The sequence below is a fragment of the uncultured Algoriphagus sp. genome, assembly GCF_963974365.1.
Taxonomy (GTDB): Bacteria; Bacteroidota; Bacteroidia; order Cytophagales; family Cyclobacteriaceae; genus Algoriphagus.
This window is the reverse complement of sequence record NZ_CAXBBX010000002.1, coordinates 207,910-226,446: the sequence shown is the minus strand read 5'-3', so window position 1 is coordinate 226,446 and position 18,537 is coordinate 207,910. Positions and strand designations below refer to the sequence as shown.

The window sequence follows — 18,537 nt, the reverse complement described above, 5'->3', positions numbered from 1 at the left end:
CTCTGTTCTTTTATTTATGTCAATCCTACCATTTGATTGCTTCTAGAAAATCCTTTATGAATACAACTAGAAATCAACTTTTCAGGCTTTTGTTAGTAAGCACGCTACTATTTTCCTGCAAAAAAGATAACGAGGAAGAGCCTTTAGTAGATCCATTTTTGGTGATTACTGGAGTCAATGAGATTGAACCTGCACTTTTTGAAGTAGTCGCGAAATTAGAAGAAAGTGGCTCTCTGCCTATACTCGAACATGGGTTTCTGTTTTCTGACGAGTCTATTCTTTATTATTCAGGAGATCAGATCTTTCAAGCGGAGGGGAATCCTGGCCAAAGTTTCGATTTGTCTTTCGAAAAGATCGTGGAAAAAGGGAAAAATTACTACCTACAGGCATTTGTTCGCACGCAGATCGGAATTACTTATTCTCCTGTTTTTAAATTTGTAGGAGGTGATCCTCCTAGCTTTAAGTACGTAAGAAGCATCTTCCCGGAATTGCTCTATTTCGGCGATACTGTGACCATTGTCGGAAAATATCTACCTAATAGTCTGGATAGTATCAATGTCAAATATGACCTGATCAATGCCGATCTTTTTAATCTAACAGACAGCAGCTTTAGCTATACCATTCCTACAGATGTGCCTTTTGGCGGCAATTATAGGGAGGATGGATTTGAAATGAAGCTCAGGATAAATAAAGTGCATAGTGATTTATATCAAGACTTTAGATTTAGACCAGCGGAATTTCCGGAATATACAGAGGTCTCCATGTCTGAGGTCTGGAAACTTTCAGGGAAGTACCTGTATTGGATTTTTCTCTCTATGCATGCTGAGGAAGAAACGGAGTTGTATGGAAATTACACGCTGCATAATGTCTCACATGACACTATTTCCTTTAGTCCCAACTTTGTGCCCAATACCAACGAACCCACCTTGGGTTTTTACATAAGAGACAGCAACTACGTTACTCGACATATCAAGATTCGAACTTCAGAATTTGCCCCTGGACAGAAACGTCTAATTACTACCCCAAACGAAACGATAACAGTGAATGCCAAAGACTTTAACACTTTTGTTAAGGGTGGAAATCAATTAATAATCGATACTCCGGGTCAGGTATTGACTTATGTGACTCAGGCAGACCCAGAATCGATTTCATTTTCTTTTAATCTGGAAGGGCCTATAAAGAGCAGGAAATTCAATCTGTATGGATACAATCAGAAGGTTAAAGGAAAAGTACCACTGGAAATTACTTATAATACTCCTGCATTCCCAATCAGCTATGTGAACTCATCCGGAGATGAGTTATTGCTTGATGAAGCTTTAGCATTTGCCTATGGAAAGGAAATGCATATCATTTCTAATACCTCCTCTTATAAATATGATATTGCTACGAAAAGCTCCTCACAACTAGGACAACCTCACAATAGCTTTAATCAGCCCAGTTTATTCAGGGCTTCATTGAATGGGAAATTTTACTATTCAAATGAACCTCAGTTTCATGGATTAGTCAATTACACTGAATTATTTGAGTACAATCCTCTCACGGGACAAAGCACTACAGTGGGCTATCTACCCATGAGTGGAAGGGTGACTGGTTCCTTTGTCGAGGACGATCGGATGTATTATGAAGTAAGCTATACTGAGGGATATGATTATGTACAAGAATTATGGGCATGGAATGGACTCTATAACTCAGAATGGGAATTGCTTAAAAGAGAGAAGTTGGTCGAACCAGACCTTTATGGGGTTGGAAAGAACTTTGAATGGCAGGGAAGAAATTATCGCTTCATCCAATATTATGATGCAGCGAAGGATTTATTTTTGGATAGGCTCGAGCGCTTCAATTCAAAGACAAACAACTGGGATTTCATGAATTCCTTCCCAGCCAAATTTGATGTAGACTTTAAAGCATTTTCATCAAATGAAGGAGTTTATCTAAGCAATGGCAATGAATTCTACCTGTTCAATCCTGTCAGCCTTACTGTAAAATACTTAGGCAAATCGAATAATTACGATTTGTTTCCGCAAACACTAGTGTATGTAGATGGGAAGTTTTACTATGTCAAACAAAACGGGAATGCCCTAATTTATGAATTAGACCTTTCCTTGCTAATGAATCCCTAACCTCATTTTCAGTGATAGAAATAAAAGGTTAGGGATGGAAGAACTTTGGTTTTGTTCTGAAATCTACTATTTATTAAAGCCCAGAAGCTATTGATTTTAAGCCTCTTTCTTCAATTAGAGTTTCTCTTACTTTAAGTGATCGGAAAGCTTTAATTGGATCAATTGCTCCTCCTGATCTGCGGATCGCTTCGGCAAGTAATGGACGAAGATCTGTTCTATAAGCATGCTGCAAAATCTCCTGAGCACCTGCCACGTCATGGACTTCCTGAGCAGCTTCTAGATTTTTGCTATCTACCAAAAGCGCCTGGGCATAGGCAAGTTTGATCGCTTGAACAGATTGAATCAGATCTTCCATTGGATCCTTTAGATTATGACTGGCGTCGATCATCCAGGAAAGTGGGGGATTGTTCGTTTCGCTAAAGCCTTTTACCAATTCCTGGAAAATCAGGAATAATTGATATGGTTTTACACTTCCAACTGTCAAATCATCATCTCCGTATTTAGAGTCATTGAAGTGAAATCCACCCAGTTTTCCTTCAGTCATTAGCGTCGCTACAATCTGCTCAATATTCGTGTTTGGAAGGTGGTGACCTAGATCTACGAGCGTATAAGCCTTTTTACCAAGCTTATTAGCTAGGAGAAAAGACGTTCCCCAATCCTGAATCACTGTACTGTAGAAGTTCGGTTCGTAAGGTTTGTACTCAATAAGGAGCTTCCAGTCTTCGGGTATATCCTTATAGATTTCCTGAAGAGATAAATGCGTGTTTTCAAGCGCATTTCTCAAACTATGCTGACCGGGGAAACTACTGCCATCAGCTAGCCAAACGGTTAGTGCTTTGGAACCCAGTTTCTCTCCAATCTCTATTACCTGCTTATTATGCTCCACAGCTAATTCACGGACGGCAGTGTCGGAATTCGCCAAAGAACCAAACTTATAGCTATGTGCTTGGTTTGCTTGATCTTGAAAAGTATTGGAATTGACAGCATCGAAGCCTATTCCAACCTCTGATGCACTATCTTTTATCGCTTGGTAATCTGATGGAATATCCCAGGGAATATGCAGGGAAACGGCATTACTCGATTGGTTTAACGCATGAAGAATTCCTACATCCTGAATTTTCTGAATCAAAGTAGCAGGTTCTCCGCCTCCGGAGAATCTCCCGAATCGTGTTCCTCCTGTTCCCAGTGCCCAACTAGGTATTGCGATTTGTAAGGCTTGAAGCTTGGAAATCAGGTCTTCTATGTTGTTACCTTTTTTGTCCAGGCTTTCTGCGAGGAAGTCGAAGCTTCTTGTGTGTTCGGCGCTAAGAGAAGTATTTTGAGCTTGTATTTGATCTAGGGTAAGTTTCATTGTTTTAGATTTTAACCGCAGAGGACACGGAGTTCACGCGGAGTACACAGAGTAATAGTGAATATATTTGATGTCTTGCTTCTCCAGAAGCTGGACTTTAATTCAACTTTCCACTTCTTCCTCTTCGGACTTATTCATCCAAAAGGAGGCAGTGCCAAACCAGATTATGGTGCCGATCAGCATCAGGGTTTTGGAAAGTTCAGGAGTAATGCTACCCTTCAAAACCAGAAAGGAAGGGATAAGTGTCAATGCTAAAGCAGCGAATGGTATTATTTTTAGTATATTTTTCACAATCAGTAGGTTAACGGAATAGTAGGAGAGACATTCGTTGATTTTTTCTGGATAGCTTTTGAAGCAATCAAGTAAACAACCACTGCTACAAACCAGCCAGGAAGTCCTAGGAAGAAGATTTCAACTCCTCCATAAATATTCAAACCTAAACAGAAAATGAGCGAGATGGCCCAAGTAATTCCTACTGCCGGATTGAAATGTGATTTGGTCAATTCTGCATAGTTGCTGGCAAGTCCCATTTTTGGCAGGACAAATACATCTAAGAAAATCACGGCTCCAAGTGGCATCAAAATCAATCCATAAAGCGCAACAAATTCCAATAACTGCATCACCAAAGCGGGGAAACAAGCGGCGATTGTTGTTATCAATCCTACAAACAAAGTCACTTTCCAGGTTTTCCATTTCGGATTGATAGATTGGATAGCGAGTCCAGCGCGATATAAAGTTGGATTCGCAGTAGTCCAACCCGCGATCACTACGCAAACTGCGCCAGCTATTCCCGCTGCTTCATAAGCAATAGGGCCAGGAGCAAATACTAAACTGCCTTTTGACTCCAATAGAAAAAGAGAATACAAAATTCCAGAGGCCATCCAAGCGATGAAGTGGCCTAAGAAAACGCCTGTTGCAGATGAAAAGCCATAGGTCCATTTTTTTGCGTAGCGCAAAAGTGACATATCAGCCATACCTATATGCATGCCCATGTTACAAAACCAAGCAAAAAACATGATATGCCAGAAGGTGAATTTGCTTTGACCTTCTAAAGGAACTCCATTCCAAATTGTACTGTCTGCTACCGGCCAAAACTCAGAAAATGAGGTGATTCCTAATCTAGGAAGTACGCCCACTGCTGCAGCGATAAAGATCATAATCATCCATGGTGCTGCGATATTGGCGAATTTTGATATCACACCGAAGCCAAACATGGCTACAAAAGTAGTGATAGTACCAATCGCAAATACTGTGACAATCCAACCTACACTATTTGGATAGACATCAGTGAGAGAGGGCATAGGAAGATTGAAAGGAATTCCAACTGCTGTGGCTGAGACTGCTATCATAGAACCTGCCAGAAAGCAGAATAAAGCTGCATTTACGACATTGTAAATCATGGTAAATCGATTTCCAGCAATTTTCTCCAATTGATAATACAATGTAGTTCTGGTCTTCACAGCTACTTTTCCTGTGAAAAATGCCCAGCTTAGAATGGCGAGAATATTTCCAACAATCAGACCACTCACCAGATCACCAGCAGAAGCTCCATGAGCTACGAAAAGTGGGCCTAATACAAACTCAGTTCCTGCGGTATGCTCACCGGCATAGGTTCCTATAAAGCTTTTCCAGCCTTTAAGCTTGTTTTTCGGAATGGGAGTACGTTCGTATTCGTTTACAGCTTCGAGCCGTTGTTTAAGATTTTGTTTTTCAGACATTGATTTTCTTTTGGGCTTAAAGATGAAATTAGGTTAGAGGACAGTTTCATGTATCCTGTGCTATATGGGTGTGTATTATTAATATAATACTGCGAAATGATGTCAGTTACTTATTTTCTTTGCTTTTCTGGCTGGAAGACGGGAGACAGAAGACCGAAGCAGCCTGTATGAGAGAGTTGAGCAAATTCTATTTTGTTTTATCCTTTTGTAGGTTGAACTCAGAAATAGTAATTCAAAACTCAATTGAATATCCAAAAGCCTACTCAAATTCTGAAATCTGAATTTTTCCTTCTAATCCCGATGGCATAGTTTTCCAGTTACTGGCATCAAAGGGTTTGTAATCTATATTCACAAAGTTGATTTCGTGATAATTTCTCCATTCGATTCCATTTCTATCCAGATAGCGAATGCTATTAGCCATTAGGTTTGCAACTTCTATTTTGATTGAATTTTTGCCATTTTTCAATTGCTCGCTGACATCCAATTGGTACGGAATGCTCCAGATATTCCCTGCGTACTCTCCATTAATCCATATTTTAGCAGATTCATAGACCTTATCAATTGTCAATAAGTATTGCTTGCCTTCTACCTTTTTAAATTCAAATTCACTGGTATAGCTTGCCTGACCAGAGAAGTCATCCGCCTCTGCATCACTTGTACTTGTCCATGGTTTGATTGTTTCCATGGTTTGTGCTGCTGGTAGCTTTGGCTGGCCTTGGGTAAAAGTAAGTTTCCAGTTATTCGAAATGTCCGTGCTTTTTGATGATTGGGAATAGTTAGGCCAAGCAGGAATAGCTAAGTTTACTTTATCTTCAAAAGTCTTCAGAAAAATGGATTCCCCTGATTTTAAATAGATGGAAACAGTTGTGTTTTCTGAATTATAGGTGGTAGGAAGTGTACCCGTTTTTCCGGTCAGTGGATCCATTATCATCACTGTTCCTGCTTTCGCATTTAGAGAAATGCTTTGAGAAATAATATTTGCACTGTGATTTACCAAGAAATAATAGGTGCCGTCAGCAACTTTTCTACGAATAAAATCAAGTCCAGAATCCACCAACTTTTCTCTGTTGATTTTTAAGCTTTCCAAAGCTGCACGAGAGTTTCTATTCAAAATGACCTGGCCTTTTCCAAAGTTTACTTTTCCATCTTGAAATGCTATTGAAGCCCATAATGCATCAAATTCCGCTTGTTTTGACTTTTGGTCAGAATGATAGCCTGGGATTGATTTTGGCTTAGATTGAAAGATAACTTTCGCACCATTTTCAGCTAATTTCAAGATATCCTCCAATGTCTCCAAAGGCATAAACTCAGTCTCAGGAATGAGTAACACTTTCGCTGAGTTAGTAGGAGAGGTTTGAATGTGCCCATTTTTCACGTTTGAATTTGCTATCATTTCATCCGAGATAAAATCGAGGGAATAACCTGCTTCCATTAAGCTTTTCGACTGCTTGTAAAACTCCGTTGGATGCAACCATTCATCGACAGCATGAACCGTGATCATTTCCATTTTGCCTTTTGGCTCCGCCCAAACGTCGTAAACTGGCCAGTAAATCAGCAATTCATTGTCTGCTTGACCTGCTTGCAAAATGGCTTGTGATCTAGCTATGTAATCATTAAAGCCTTTAAAATGTGGCCAAAGACTGTTTTGTTGCGTAAGATTCAGCGATGCATAAAAAAGCCAACCCGGATAGGAGACATCTTCAGGACTGTAAGTGACCCCATGATAGAAAATGTGATTTACCCCTGCCAAAAACGCCTGCTCCACTTCAGGTTTCATCTGTGAAAATGAGGATTTGAAATGCTCTCCCAACCATGTGAATGTCTCTGAGGAAACTAGGTTTTTGCCTGTCAAATGAGCTGCAGAAGAGGCGAACTTCAACATAATAGGATCAGGATCTACATTTCTGATATCTGCGCTGTCTCTCCTCAGTCCAGGAACAGGGAAGTAACTGGATCCGAAAGTCTCACATTCCGGAATATCAACTGCGGCATAGAGATCAAGAAGGTTTCCCGGCGATCCATGTGCTTGATTTTTGGTGAGTTTGGATTGACTATGAGCCCAATCAGTCCAGTTCTTAGTAAAATTATTCAATAGGAGATCATTGATAGTTTCCCGATAATCGGACTTTACTCTACGCACTATCTCCGTGTTTTCCTCACTCTCTAGATATGGAAGAAACTCTTTCAAATCATATCCTCTTCGCTTCTTGAATTCTTCAAATAAACTACTCGTAAAATCTGCTCCATAGACTTCAAAGCTGTCGTTATAAAAAGAACGGAAACCGTAATTCTTTCCTGCAAATGCCTTTTCAAAATATTCATTGTATGAATCTACCGCAGATTTGCTGAAGTGATCAAGCGTGAAGCCAACGCCGCCTGGAGCTGCGCGTTTTACCATTTGACCTGTTTTATCTAAGAAAATAGCTTTGATCTGATAGTTTCCAGATTCATTCCAATCAAGTTGCCCACTAGCATTTACATATGAGGTGATATCCTTTACATTTAAGTTTTTGTCGTAAGCCATTACTGCTACAAGCTCAGCATCATATGGATTTTCTTTTTTCTTTTGGAATGTAATGGGAGTTGACAACGGTTGACCATCTACCTTTTCATAATCCTGAATCACCATACGAGTTGCGGCATTCTCCACACTTACTTGGGGTCCACCATATGGCCAGCCCGTGCCTTGGGTCATATCAACTCCCATTCCAAGTGAATGAGCCTTCGTGACCGTAAAGTCTAACATGCTCAGCCAGTCTTCAGAAAGAAAGTCTATGTATCGATCTTCATAGCCCTTTGCTCCATAGATAGGAGCGATTTCCACACCGCCAAGTCCTGCATCGTGATAGGTTTCCAGCAGTTTGGAGAGGTTTTTTTCATCTACTGCATTTCCCATCCACCACCAGCGAGTCCAAGGTTTGGCCGTTTGAGTGATCTCTGGCCATTCAGCTGAAGCAGGGGATTTTGTATCTAATAGTTGAAAGCCTAAAAATGCTAGGATGGGAAAAAGGAGTAGGAAGTATTTGGATTTTGAAAGCATTGGTAAAGGGTTATTGTAGGTCGAAAACATTCGGCAATGCAACGGAAATAGGAGAGTTGTCAGGATTAGTTTCCATGATATCAGCCATGTATTTCCACCAGCGCTGGACGATCTCGGTACTTCCAAGATCCTGAGAATTTGCTTCTCCTGCTATTACCTGAAAGGCAAAAAGGTTAGAAGTTTCTCTATCCAAAAATATCTGATAATCAATGATTCCTGTGTCTTTGAGTAAAGTGACCAATTCAGGCCAAATCTCTCGATGTCTTCTTTCGTATTCTTCTTCAAAACCTGGAATCAGTTTCATCCGAAAGGCTAGTTTTTGAGGCATTTTGGGTTGAGTTTGTACGTTAATAAAAAAAAGGATTCGGAGTTATAGAATTAAAAGTTATTCATTTTTTAAGAAGTCTTTAAGTGCTATTCCGTTTAGACTTTCTATGGCATTTGCCACAATTTTAGCATTCAATATTGCTCCTTCTTCTATAGTATGTGTGTGATCGGTATCGTTAAAATAATGTGCTTTTACATATTCCTCACCCTGCTCATTATATTGATCAGCTACTAATTGATTGAGATCTATAAAGGCGGTTTCGGTATCTTCGGCAACTTGTTTTGCCCAAAGTCCATAATCATTTTCAGCAGTGACAACTTTGCCATCTTTCCAGCTATTTCTAGGAATTAGCGAGCAGACAATAGGAGTGACGCCTTTGGCTTTTGCTGCCAAAATCATCTGGCGTAAATACTGGCCATAGGAATAGACTGTTTCCTGACTTTTTGTGATTGGATTGTAGATGTTTTCAGCTTCCAAACCAGCACTTTTGATTGTACCGCGAGCACGGGCTTCATCGTCAAGCGGGCTTGAATCGTTGTGACCAAATTGCATGATCAGGAAGTCTCCAGGCTCTAATTTGTCCAGAACTTTCTGCCACATCCCATAAGTTTGGAAGGTTCGACTGCTGGTTCCACCAAGTGCATGGTTTTGCACTTTGATCTTTTCTCCATCAAAATATGGAGCGATAAAATCTCCCCATCCCCAAAGTCCTCCCGCGCCATCACCTTGTCCATTTTTCACCGTAGAATCACCAATTAGAAATAGCGTGGGCTTACCCTTTTTTAAATAATCTTTCAAATCGCAATTCTTCAGATCTCGCAATCCTTCCGTAACTGACCAAGCATTGATTCTCGCCCCAGCTTCATTGGTATGGGTATGATCTCGTTCAAAAAGTCCTTTTACGACTTCCTGACCCCATTTGTCATATTGATCCGCAACTATTGAATTGAGGTCAATGAATGGAACGGCATGTCTTCTTGCTGCATCTTTGGCCCATTTCCCAAAGTCGTGATTGGCTCTTTCTACATCTCCATCCTGAAATTTATTGCGGGGAATCATGGATGCCACGATAGGAGTTGCTCCTTTAGCTTTAGTATCGGTGATGAACTTTTCAAGATACCAGCCATAGGTATGTACAGTTTCTTTTGTTCCATCTGGCCAGATGAGTTCCTTGGTTTCATCTCCCAATCCGCGTAACACACCTCTATAACCAGCCTTTGTGGTATCAGGAACAGAACCTTCGTTATGACCAAATTGCATAATTACGTAGTCCCCAGGCTTTAAGGTTTCTAGAACTTTTTCCCATCGGCCTTCTTTGGTAAAGGTTCGGGTACTTCTGCCAGCCATGGCTTGGTTGCTTACTTCAAGTCTTGTGCTATCAAAAAACTCCTGAAGTACATTTCCCCAACCTCGTTGCAAATTGCCTTCTCCACCATTTCTAACTGTAGAATCACCAATTAAGTAGAGAGTTTTCTTCTCATCTCTGTATTGATGAAAGGCAGTAAAAAGTAGTGCTAGAACAAGGATTGAAAAGGTTTTGAGGGCTGCTTTACTATTCATTTGTTAGAAGGGTTTGCAATAACAATCGCTGTCTTTTACTGACCCAATGTAAGGAAGAATAGTTGACCAACCTGCCTGTGCTTACCTTTTAAAGGTGTATTTGATCGAATTGCCTATAAATTTGATTGTAAACAGTTGAAACCTAAAAAGAAAATTCTCTGCACGAACCTGCGAAATAAATCTGAGCAGGTCTGCGGGAAAATATCAGTTAACCTTGGCTAAAATGGAAATATCAGCAAGGCGTGCTGTCCCACAGTATTAAAATCACGCCATACCCGATTCAATTCTGTGTGAGTTTTTGCAGCTTCCAAACCGGAGAATGGATAAAGTTTTCCATTTATCTCTCTGCACTGTTGGGTAAGTTTACGGCTGATTTTGCTGACTTTCTTTAATCTTGAATCAGAGATTTTGCCCTTTTGCTCCAGTTCTTCCCAAGATGAGTTCACTTGACTATAAAATTCATCTCTGAGTTTTTGAAGCTTTTTATCTTGTTTAGTTAGAAGATCTTGGAAGTAGTGCAGGTGTTTTTTATCATACTTTCTATACTCATGTCTTTTCCAGAAAGACTGTTCTATCAATTCTTTTAGGTGTTTGGAAATGCCTAGAATATTTGCCGCCAGTGTAGTTTCAGCAAATTGCAAAAATGGATATTGGTAAACTGAAGCGTTGAGTTGAGCTTTGTTGGGAAGGATTTCAAAGCAGCGACTTCGAGGAACGCTTAAGTTTTCGCATTTAAAAGCATGACTTCCGGTTGCGATCATTCCCATGTAATTCCAGCCATCAAGAATCTCCACGTCTTTTCTATCCAGTACAAATGCTTTTACGACTGGCTTTCCTTTTTTATCGAGAAGAGCTTTTCCATTTTCATAAATCTCACAGTTGGCAGTAAGATGTGTGGCATGTAAAGCTCCCGAAGCATAGGTCCAGCTTCCCGAAATCAGGTAGTTTTCTCCGATTTTATCGGCTTTTCCTCCTACAAAGCCACTTCCAGCTAGACAGAGTTTTTCGTCAGGAAAAATGTCTTTGCGCACTGACTCATCCATAAAACCCACAAACCAAGCTGCGCCTGCGCATAGAGTCACGGTCCAGCCCAAACTTCCATCCAGCTTTGCCAATTTCTCTTCGATTTTTAGCGCTTCGGGTAAGGTGCATTCCAGTCCTCCTAGATCTTTTGGAACGAAAAGCTTAAAGTACTTTTTAGCATAAATTTCTGTCAGCCACTCTTTTGGAAGCTGTCCCAATTTTTCTGCCTCCTGGGCAAGTTCCTGATTAAACAGTTTTGAGTTTTGCATTGGGTTGGTCCAGTTCTTTTTTCCAATCGAAGTAGCCGAAAATAGCTACGATGAAAAGGAAAATGGTAAGTAATGAGATTAAAATCAAGTCTTTATGAAAGAGCAAGGGAATGGCAATAATATTCGATACGTTCAGCCAAATCCAATTTTCCAGCTTTCTTTTGGCCAAAAGCCACATACCAGCCCAGGCCGTTGAGGAAACAAAAGCATCAACCACTGGCACATCCGAATCTGTGAAATTGGTGAGCATAAAATAGAGAAATCCCCAGCCTAGTAAAGCAATGGCCCAAGTGATTTTCTGTTCTTTTGCCGTACTTCTGGAGATAGAAGAAGCTCCGCTGGAAGAGCGATTTTTCCACATAGCCCAGCCGTAAATACTCATGACGAGGTAGTAGGCATGGAGTAAAGTTTCTGCATAGAGTTTGGCATCCACGAGCAGAAAGCCTGAACACAGAATTCCAATAATTCCAGCAGGGTAGAGTAAGACATTATTTTTGCGAGCAAGAAGCACTTCAGTGACTCCAAAACTCACAGCAATCCATTCCAGTAAACTGGTGGCTTTGATCTGCTCGGCGAGCAGATTCAGGTCAATAGAAAATAACATTTGAATAACGTTTTAAGATTATTCAAAAAAGGGAGAACAGTAATCTAGTCCCTACGCCGGCATTACCCGGATCAGGTGCTCCCGATAAATCGGGATGGGTATGATCTCAGCCCGTAACTTTTAGGGCACCCCTTAATTGATGATGCTAAGATAGAAATTTATATTTCGTTCGGAAGAAAAATTAAGGTCAAAAAAGTTTCAAACCAAAGGGAAGAAGGTATCAGGAGTTACATATATTAATTTTTTTTGCTCACTTGAATTATTAAACCAACATCATCAGATTTCATTTCGAATTTTCAGGCTGTTTGAATAATCAGTTGCATGAGCAAAAAAAAACCAGTCAACTTTCGTCGACTGGCTTCCCATTGTACCCCTATGCTAAAGATTTACAATGTATTACTCTGTGCTTGTGAATAGACGAGTTCTGCGATACCTTGTGTTTTAGCACCCACTCTTACGAATATCTCGCTTCTTCCAGCCAACCCGCTTGGGATTGGAATATCGACTGTAATAGGTGTGCCAAAGGTAACTTGGTCCATAGGTAAGCGATAAACTCCATCATTTCTAACGGCATCAGTAAGCATGGTTCTCCCCATGTATATGGATGCATACTCTAGTTCTCGACCGCTATTAGTATTCTCAAGTGTAAAAGTTACCGATAGAGAATTTCCATTCACGCTAAAACTTGTATTGTTGACAACGAAATAGGGTTGTACTTCTACGTCAATCATTTTTGAGCCTCTAATTTGAACATCTACAGAATCAGTTCTGTCCATCCAAGGACCATTTCCTCTGATTAAAGTCATCTTATAATCCCCATCAAAAACCACAGCTGAGAATGTACCATCCTGAGCCACATATACTGGTATCTTTTGGAATAGGTCATATCCTCTCTGCCAAAGTTCCAGTTGTACACCGTTACTTCTTAATCCTAAAGGCTCATCGTTATAGACTATTCTTCCGGAAAGTGTGGATTTAGGTTCTTCGAAGTTATCAAACTCGCAACTGGCTACTATAAGGCCTATCAGAAGGATCAAATAAGTATTTATTGATTTTAATTTCATAGCGTTTCCTGTTTTAGTGGAATGGGTTTCTTACAATTTTCGGATTAGCGTCAATGACGCCCTGACTAATCTCAGAATAATAGTTTCCCATCTGAAAGAATCTCGGTGCGCGGAATCTAGGCGCCACAGATTTGATAAATATTATTTTACCATCCCGTGGGTCACCTGGACGAATTACCCGATAAGGGTAAAGACTATAAATCATGCTTTCAGGATTATTTGGGTTACCTGACCACTTTTCGTGTGCCACTCTCCATCTTTTGTAATCCCAGACTACATGATCTTCAAAGGCCAATTCCACTCTTCGCTCATGCATTACATCCTCCATTGTGAGCTCACTTAAGCTATTGGGGCCGAATCCAGCTCTTTCTCTAAGTGTATTGATATATCCTACAGCTTCAGGCTGACCAAGTTCCAGTGCGGCTTCTGCAGCATTCAGATAAATTTCTCCTAACCTGAATCTTACCCACCACACTTCACTTCGGATACCTCTTGTACTTGCTCCAACGGCATTGTCAACATATTTCCTTAAATAGAAGCCAGTGTTTGATACTTCTTGAATAGATCTATGTGGCCCGCCAGCTGCAACTAAGACGCCACCATCTGTATATTCAGTAGCTAATCCATCAGATTCAATTCTATCATAACTGTTGCCATTCCATGCCATAACGCCGGCTTGCATAAAGATCTCTTGACCTCTAAATGGAGCGCCTGGATAAATAACTGTACCGTAAAGTCGGGCATCTTTATTTGCAAATATGTCACTTGCTTCATCATAATAAATGTAGTCAGAGTCATCAGCTGTGCGGATTTTTAACTCTCCTGAACTTCCATCTAAATATTGGAAGTCTTCTACCAAACTAAGACCAGGAGTAATAGCTGAAGAGCCTAAGTTATCTTCGCGTGCTGATCTGGCTACATTATCATAGGTGAAACCATGGCGTTTATCAGCAGAAAGTAGAAAGTCCTGTGCCCAAATTACCTCAGAGTTGCCATTTTTGTTGATGACAGCTTCATAGAAGTTCTCACCTAAGTCTGGATTAGAATTATACAGACTATATCCACCTTCAGCAAGAATAGTTTTGGATGCTGCCAGTGATTTAGTGTAATAGCCTTCAGCACGTGATCCATCTATGCCTACTTCATTTCCAGGCAAACTAATGGGAGCACTCATCGCTGAATTATATTTAGCTATTGAACCTGCGTATAGTGCAGATCTGCTAATTAATGCAAGTGCAGTAAATCTGTTTGCCCTGCTATTGCTACCATTGTTACCTAGAGTTGGCATGATCTCCTCCATTTCACTAATGACGAAATCATAAACCTCAGCTTCCGTATTCCTAGGATATTGAAGGTAAGTTGGATCTCCACTGAAGTCATAAATTAATTCTTCCGTGATGATTGGGACTCCGCCCATTCGTTTTACGTGCTCGAAATAAACATAAGCACGAATAAAACGAAGTTCACTTAGAAACTGTGTTTTTTGATTCTCAGGGAGTTCAGATATCGTGTTTATCTTGTTGATTGAAAGATTAATGTCTCTAATCAATCCGTAATCCCATAATTGCCAGCGATTAAAGCCATAGGAACCAATGTTATTTAATCCATCATTTCCTGAATATCCTGACCACATTGCTTCATCATAGGCGGCAAAATCTGCCCAACCGCCTGTTAAACTAGTGTGGGTAGGGAGTCTATCATAGTAATTAGAAAGGACTCCTGTAACTAGCTTTGTGTCATTCCAAACCTGATCATCAAGCAGAATATTTGGTGGCTCAAGCTCCAGATAATCCGGATCACAAGACGTAGTTACAGCACCTATTAGTGCTAAGCCTATAATATAAATATTAAATTTTTTCATAAGTCTAGGGTTTACAGGGTGACGCTAAATCCAAAGGTGAACAAACGCTGTTGAGGATACACCAGTCCATTTGCAGCACCGATTTCCGGGTCAACTCCAAATTCCTTCACATTGTCAAAAGAGAATAGGTTTGTGCCACTTGCATACACACGTAGTGCAGTGATTCCGATTTTATCCAAAGCAGTGGGAGATAGACGGTATCCTAATTCTAGGTTTCTCAGTCTCATGTACTTCACGTTGGTCAACCAGAAAGTACTCTTTCTATTGTACAGGTGATCTGCTCCAAATCTTCTAATTGCTGGATAGTGTCCAGGAATCCATTCACTGTCAGCATTATAAAGATCTTCTCTGTGCCATCTGTCTTCAAACATAAAGTCTGGAGAAGTACCATTATTCTGGAATGGATATTTCAATTCCCAGTTTCTGTTAAATGTTTGCATAGAAGCTCCAGCAAAGCCGAAGAAGAGATCAAACCCTTTATAGTTCATAGAACCGTTGATACCAAAACTCATGTATGGGTTTGATCCTTCAGCAAATCCGATAGGACGCTCATCCATGCCGTTTATCAGACCATCACCATTTACATCTTTGTAGATTAAATCACCTGGTAATAAGTTTCTGTTTCCTTGACCATCAATGTTGACTGGGTGATTGTTTATTTGCTCTTGACTTTCAAATCTTCCCTCTACTTCATATCCCCAGTTGATGTTTGCCCATCGGTCTTCTTGGTCATCTCGATACTCATTCCAAGAATTTCCAAATCTAGGCTTGTATCGATCTATAATTTTCAATCTGGAAATGGTAGCATTTGCACTGATACTGAAATTCAAGTCTCCTATGTTACTCGCGTATGTAATAATACCTTCAATTCCTCGGTGAGCATCAGACTCTAGGTTTTCAGAAGGTAGGGTGTACCCAACTTCCGTAGGAAGCAATACATCATATCGACCAGCCGGTAAGCCAGTTCTTCTTCTTTCGAAAATATCGGCTTGTAAAAACAACTTATTATCAAAGAAATAAGTGTCTAAACCAAAGTTGATATTGGTATTGACGATCCAGGATAGATTTCTTACTGGTATCCCTCTTGGATCAACTCCCGGAACAAAGGAACCATTCAATATTGCACTACCTCCTGCTGTTGGAATGAAATTGTAGCCAGAATAATAGCTGAAAGGGTCGACAATAAAATTGTTACTTCCTATAAATCGATCACTACCAGTTTGACCCCATGAAGCACGAAGTTTCAAGCCACTTAAAACCTTACCAGTGACATTGTCCATGAAAGATTCATTGGACACTTGCCATCCTGCAGATACTCCTGGGAAGAAACCATAACGGTTCTCTTCATCGAAAAGAAAGGTTCCGTCATATCTTCCAAAAACTTCTAAGAGGTATTTCTCCTTATAGTTGTAGTTTATTTTAGCTAAGTACCCTTCTCTGGCTTCCTGATAGATCTCATCAATTAATACATCCTGATCGGCAAAAGACATGATAGGAATGTAATTGTTAGGGGGGACTGTATGTACTACCATGTAGTTTGAGTTGTTTTTCCAACGCTCATATACACCAATAGCTGACACGAAGTGATCTCCAAATTTCTTGCTGTAGTTAACCTGAAATTGAGCTACTTGATCGATAGTGTTACGCTTTCTTCTTTCTCTCCATGGATTTTGGTTTCCCCATTCGGGACGAGTTTCATAGATGTCAGTATCCTCATTATAGATGTAACCATCATAAGTATACTCGAAGCCATCAAAATCAAAATTATTAAAACTATAAGAGTAAGTACCTTTTAAAGAAAGCCCAAAATCAAACTCATATTGAGCGAAGAAGTTAGCCTTGATTGCTCTATTTACTTCATTGACATATCCTGTAACTTCCTTGGTGTAGGTGGCAGGGTTCACGTTGATATTGTGTACATCTCCATTTACGTAATTAGGATTGTCATTCGCATAGGGTCTTTCAGTTGGCCACATAGTGAAAATACTTAAGAATGGATTGAAATAATCATCCAAACCCGGTACGCCGACTTGTTCCCTGTTTTCCAGACGACCACTTATTTGAGTACCTACCGTAAAGCCATCTGCCAACGTCATATCGATATTCGACTGAAAGTTGGTTCTTTGGAATAGGTAATCATCGATAAGTGCATCTTGTCCCAAATGTGAAAGAGAAAAGAAGTACTTGGTGTTTTCAGACCCGCCAGTAGCACTGGCATTGAATGAGGATTGGGGGACGTTTGGCTTCATGATGAAATCATAATAGTCAAAGCTCTGAAAACCTTTTTCAGTGCCCTGTTGCCATTTTCCTAAATCCTCCTGACTAATAGTAGGTGTTCCTCCCAGGTTAACTTCTGACTCAGCATTTGCTCTTACGTGCTGGTAAGCATTGGCAGGCTGTGGGTATCTGGTAAAGTTCTGGAGGCCATAATATCCTGATAAGGTAATTTCAGGTTTTTGATTTTGGCCACCTCTTTTTGTGGTCACCAGTACCACTCCATTAGAAGCTCGCATACCGTATATAGCAGCTGCAGCATCTTTCAATACTGAAATACTCTCAATGTCAGATTGTCCTAGGTTGTTGAATTGCGCAGCATCTGAAGGTATTCCATCAATTACAAATAAAGGCGTTCCCATGTTTCGAATTTGAATGGTAGTATTTCCACCTGGTCTCGCATCAGTTTGCCTTGCAGTTACTCCTTGCATTTTACCTACCAAAGCACCTGAAGTGGTGACAGCAGGTGTTCTTAAAAGATCATCGGATTTCACCTCACTGACAGCTCCTGTTATGGTTCCTCTTTTTTGTACTCCATATCCTACAACCAAAACCTCTTCGAGATCAGCTAGATTTTCAGTTAAGGTTACAGTAAAAGTCGATTGGTTTCCTACTTGGATCTCTTGCGTATTAAATCCAATGAAGGTGAACATCAAAATACTCTCTGAACTGGGTACTGAAAGGGAAAACCTGCCATCCAAATCCGTGGAGACTCCTGTTGTGGTTCCTTTTACCATGACAGTGACCCCTGGTAGTGGTAAGCCTTTAGAATCATATACGGTACCGCTGACATCGATTGCCATATCGTCCATTGAAGTATTTGCTGGCTCTAACTCATTAGCATTACTCTTGGAGATACTTATAAAACATGACAACAACATACAGATAAAAAAGGCACTCTTTTGTAAAGAATTACATTTCATATTATTATGTGTTAGATTGAAATAAATATTATTTTAAAATCAATAAGATTCTACCCTGACTAATTTAGTCAAGTACCACTAATACAAATTTCAAAATCAGTAGAGAAGATTCCTAAAAGAACAGGACTTCTAGATGTATAATGAAACTAGATTAATCTGCTGATAAGCAGCTAATTAAAGCTTTTTGTTGGGGCTTTTGGAAATTTTTGTTGAGAGCTTTTCAGAGAAAGCCATGCGTACAGGTAAATACTACCTGCATGAAGTGTTTAGACATTGGTTTTTGGGTTTAGTTAAATAAATAATTTAAAAAGGGACGGTCAGATTTTTCACTCGACGAATCTTTTTCCCAAAGGTAAGCCAAGGGTTAATTTTCGTTTTGTGACAAAGCGTAATCTTTTTTTA

The 18,537-nt window shown here is 40.1% G+C and carries 12 protein-coding genes and 1 riboswitch; of the genes, 1 reads left to right on the top strand and 11 read right to left on the bottom strand.

Annotated elements, in window-relative coordinates; genetic code table 11:
* Positions 1 to 56: 56 nt before the first annotated feature.
* Positions 57 to 2,120: a hypothetical protein gene (locus AACZ87_RS03470; protein WP_339864885.1), complete on the top strand. Its 2,064-nt coding sequence runs from the start codon at positions 57 to 59 to the stop codon at positions 2,118 to 2,120.
* Between the two features lie 73 nt (positions 2,121 to 2,193).
* On the opposite strand, the gene AACZ87_RS03465 is transcribed toward AACZ87_RS03470, so the two are convergent.
* The 11 genes from AACZ87_RS03465 to AACZ87_RS03415 all read right to left on the bottom strand — a co-directional run bounded on the left by AACZ87_RS03465 (position 2,194) and on the right by AACZ87_RS03415 (position 18,024).
* Positions 2,194 to 3,471: a sugar isomerase gene (locus tag AACZ87_RS03465; RefSeq protein WP_339864883.1), complete on the bottom strand. Its 1,278-nt coding sequence runs from the start codon at positions 3,469 to 3,471 to the stop codon at positions 2,194 to 2,196.
* Between the two features lie 102 nt (positions 3,472 to 3,573).
* On the bottom strand, positions 3,574 to 3,762 hold the full coding sequence (locus AACZ87_RS03460; RefSeq protein ID WP_339864881.1) for a hypothetical protein: 189 nt from the start codon (positions 3,760 to 3,762) through the stop codon (positions 3,574 to 3,576).
* A 2-nt stretch (positions 3,763 to 3,764) separates the two neighbouring features.
* The gene (locus tag AACZ87_RS03455) at positions 3,765 to 5,189 is read right to left on the bottom strand and encodes a hypothetical protein (protein WP_339864879.1); all 1,425 of its coding nucleotides are present in this window, start codon (positions 5,187 to 5,189) and stop codon (positions 3,765 to 3,767) included.
* A 259-nt stretch (positions 5,190 to 5,448) separates the two neighbouring features.
* Complete coding sequence (locus AACZ87_RS03450) at positions 5,449 to 8,229, bottom strand: glycosyl hydrolase (protein ID WP_339864877.1); 2,781 nt, start codon at positions 8,227 to 8,229, stop codon at positions 5,449 to 5,451.
* A 10-nt stretch (positions 8,230 to 8,239) separates the two neighbouring features.
* Positions 8,240 to 8,557: an L-rhamnose mutarotase gene (rhaM, locus tag AACZ87_RS03445; RefSeq protein WP_339864875.1), complete on the bottom strand. Its 318-nt coding sequence runs from the start codon at positions 8,555 to 8,557 to the stop codon at positions 8,240 to 8,242.
* A gap of 57 nt (positions 8,558 to 8,614) precedes the next feature.
* Complete coding sequence (locus AACZ87_RS03440; RefSeq protein ID WP_339864873.1) at positions 8,615 to 10,117, bottom strand: rhamnogalacturonan acetylesterase; 1,503 nt, start codon at positions 10,115 to 10,117, stop codon at positions 8,615 to 8,617.
* Positions 10,118 to 10,335: 218 nt separating this feature from the next.
* Complete coding sequence (locus AACZ87_RS03435) at positions 10,336 to 11,409, bottom strand: acyl-CoA dehydrogenase (protein ID WP_339864871.1); 1,074 nt, start codon at positions 11,407 to 11,409, stop codon at positions 10,336 to 10,338.
* Entirely contained in the window at positions 11,387 to 12,013 is a 627-nt protein-coding gene (gene pnuC / locus AACZ87_RS03430; RefSeq protein ID WP_339864869.1) for a nicotinamide riboside transporter PnuC, read from the bottom strand. The genes AACZ87_RS03435 and pnuC overlap by 23 nt, the downstream gene beginning before the upstream one ends.
* A gap of 30 nt (positions 12,014 to 12,043) precedes the next feature.
* Positions 12,044 to 12,156, bottom strand: a riboswitch (TPP riboswitch).
* 243 nt (positions 12,157 to 12,399) lie between these two features.
* Positions 12,400 to 13,077, bottom strand: coding sequence for a DUF3823 domain-containing protein (locus AACZ87_RS03425; protein WP_339864867.1), 678 nt, complete (start codon positions 13,075 to 13,077; stop codon positions 12,400 to 12,402).
* A gap of 13 nt (positions 13,078 to 13,090) precedes the next feature.
* Entirely contained in the window at positions 13,091 to 14,938 is a 1,848-nt protein-coding gene (locus AACZ87_RS03420; RefSeq protein WP_339864865.1) for a RagB/SusD family nutrient uptake outer membrane protein, read from the bottom strand.
* An 11-nt stretch (positions 14,939 to 14,949) separates the two neighbouring features.
* Complete coding sequence (locus tag AACZ87_RS03415; protein WP_339864863.1) at positions 14,950 to 18,024, bottom strand: TonB-dependent receptor; 3,075 nt, start codon at positions 18,022 to 18,024, stop codon at positions 14,950 to 14,952.
* Positions 18,025 to 18,537: the final 513 nt, after the last annotated feature.

What these genes read in the sequence shown, in the direction of transcription:
- pnuC (WP_339864869.1), bottom strand. Translation starts at nt 12,013, where the DNA reads ATGTTATTTTCTATTGACCTGAATCTGCTCGCCGAGCAGATCAAAGCC.
- AACZ87_RS03440 (WP_339864873.1), bottom strand. Translation starts at nt 10,117, where the DNA reads ATGAATAGTAAAGCAGCCCTCAAAACCTTTTCAATCCTTGTTCTAGCA.
- AACZ87_RS03470 (WP_339864885.1), top strand. Translation starts at nt 57, where the DNA reads ATGAATACAACTAGAAATCAACTTTTCAGGCTTTTGTTAGTAAGCACG.
- AACZ87_RS03425 (WP_339864867.1), bottom strand. Translation starts at nt 13,077, where the DNA reads ATGAAATTAAAATCAATAAATACTTATTTGATCCTTCTGATAGGCCTT.
- AACZ87_RS03420 (WP_339864865.1), bottom strand. Translation starts at nt 14,938, where the DNA reads ATGAAAAAATTTAATATTTATATTATAGGCTTAGCACTAATAGGTGCT.
- AACZ87_RS03435 (WP_339864871.1), bottom strand. Translation starts at nt 11,409, where the DNA reads ATGCAAAACTCAAAACTGTTTAATCAGGAACTTGCCCAGGAGGCAGAA.
- AACZ87_RS03465 (WP_339864883.1), bottom strand. Translation starts at nt 3,471, where the DNA reads ATGAAACTTACCCTAGATCAAATACAAGCTCAAAATACTTCTCTTAGC.
- AACZ87_RS03415 (WP_339864863.1), bottom strand. Translation starts at nt 18,024, where the DNA reads ATGGACGATATGGCAATCGATGTCAGCGGTACCGTATATGATTCTAAA.
- AACZ87_RS03450 (WP_339864877.1), bottom strand. Translation starts at nt 8,229, where the DNA reads ATGCTTTCAAAATCCAAATACTTCCTACTCCTTTTTCCCATCCTAGCA.
- rhaM (WP_339864875.1), bottom strand. Translation starts at nt 8,557, where the DNA reads ATGCCTCAAAAACTAGCCTTTCGGATGAAACTGATTCCAGGTTTTGAA.
- AACZ87_RS03455 (WP_339864879.1), bottom strand. Translation starts at nt 5,189, where the DNA reads ATGTCTGAAAAACAAAATCTTAAACAACGGCTCGAAGCTGTAAACGAA.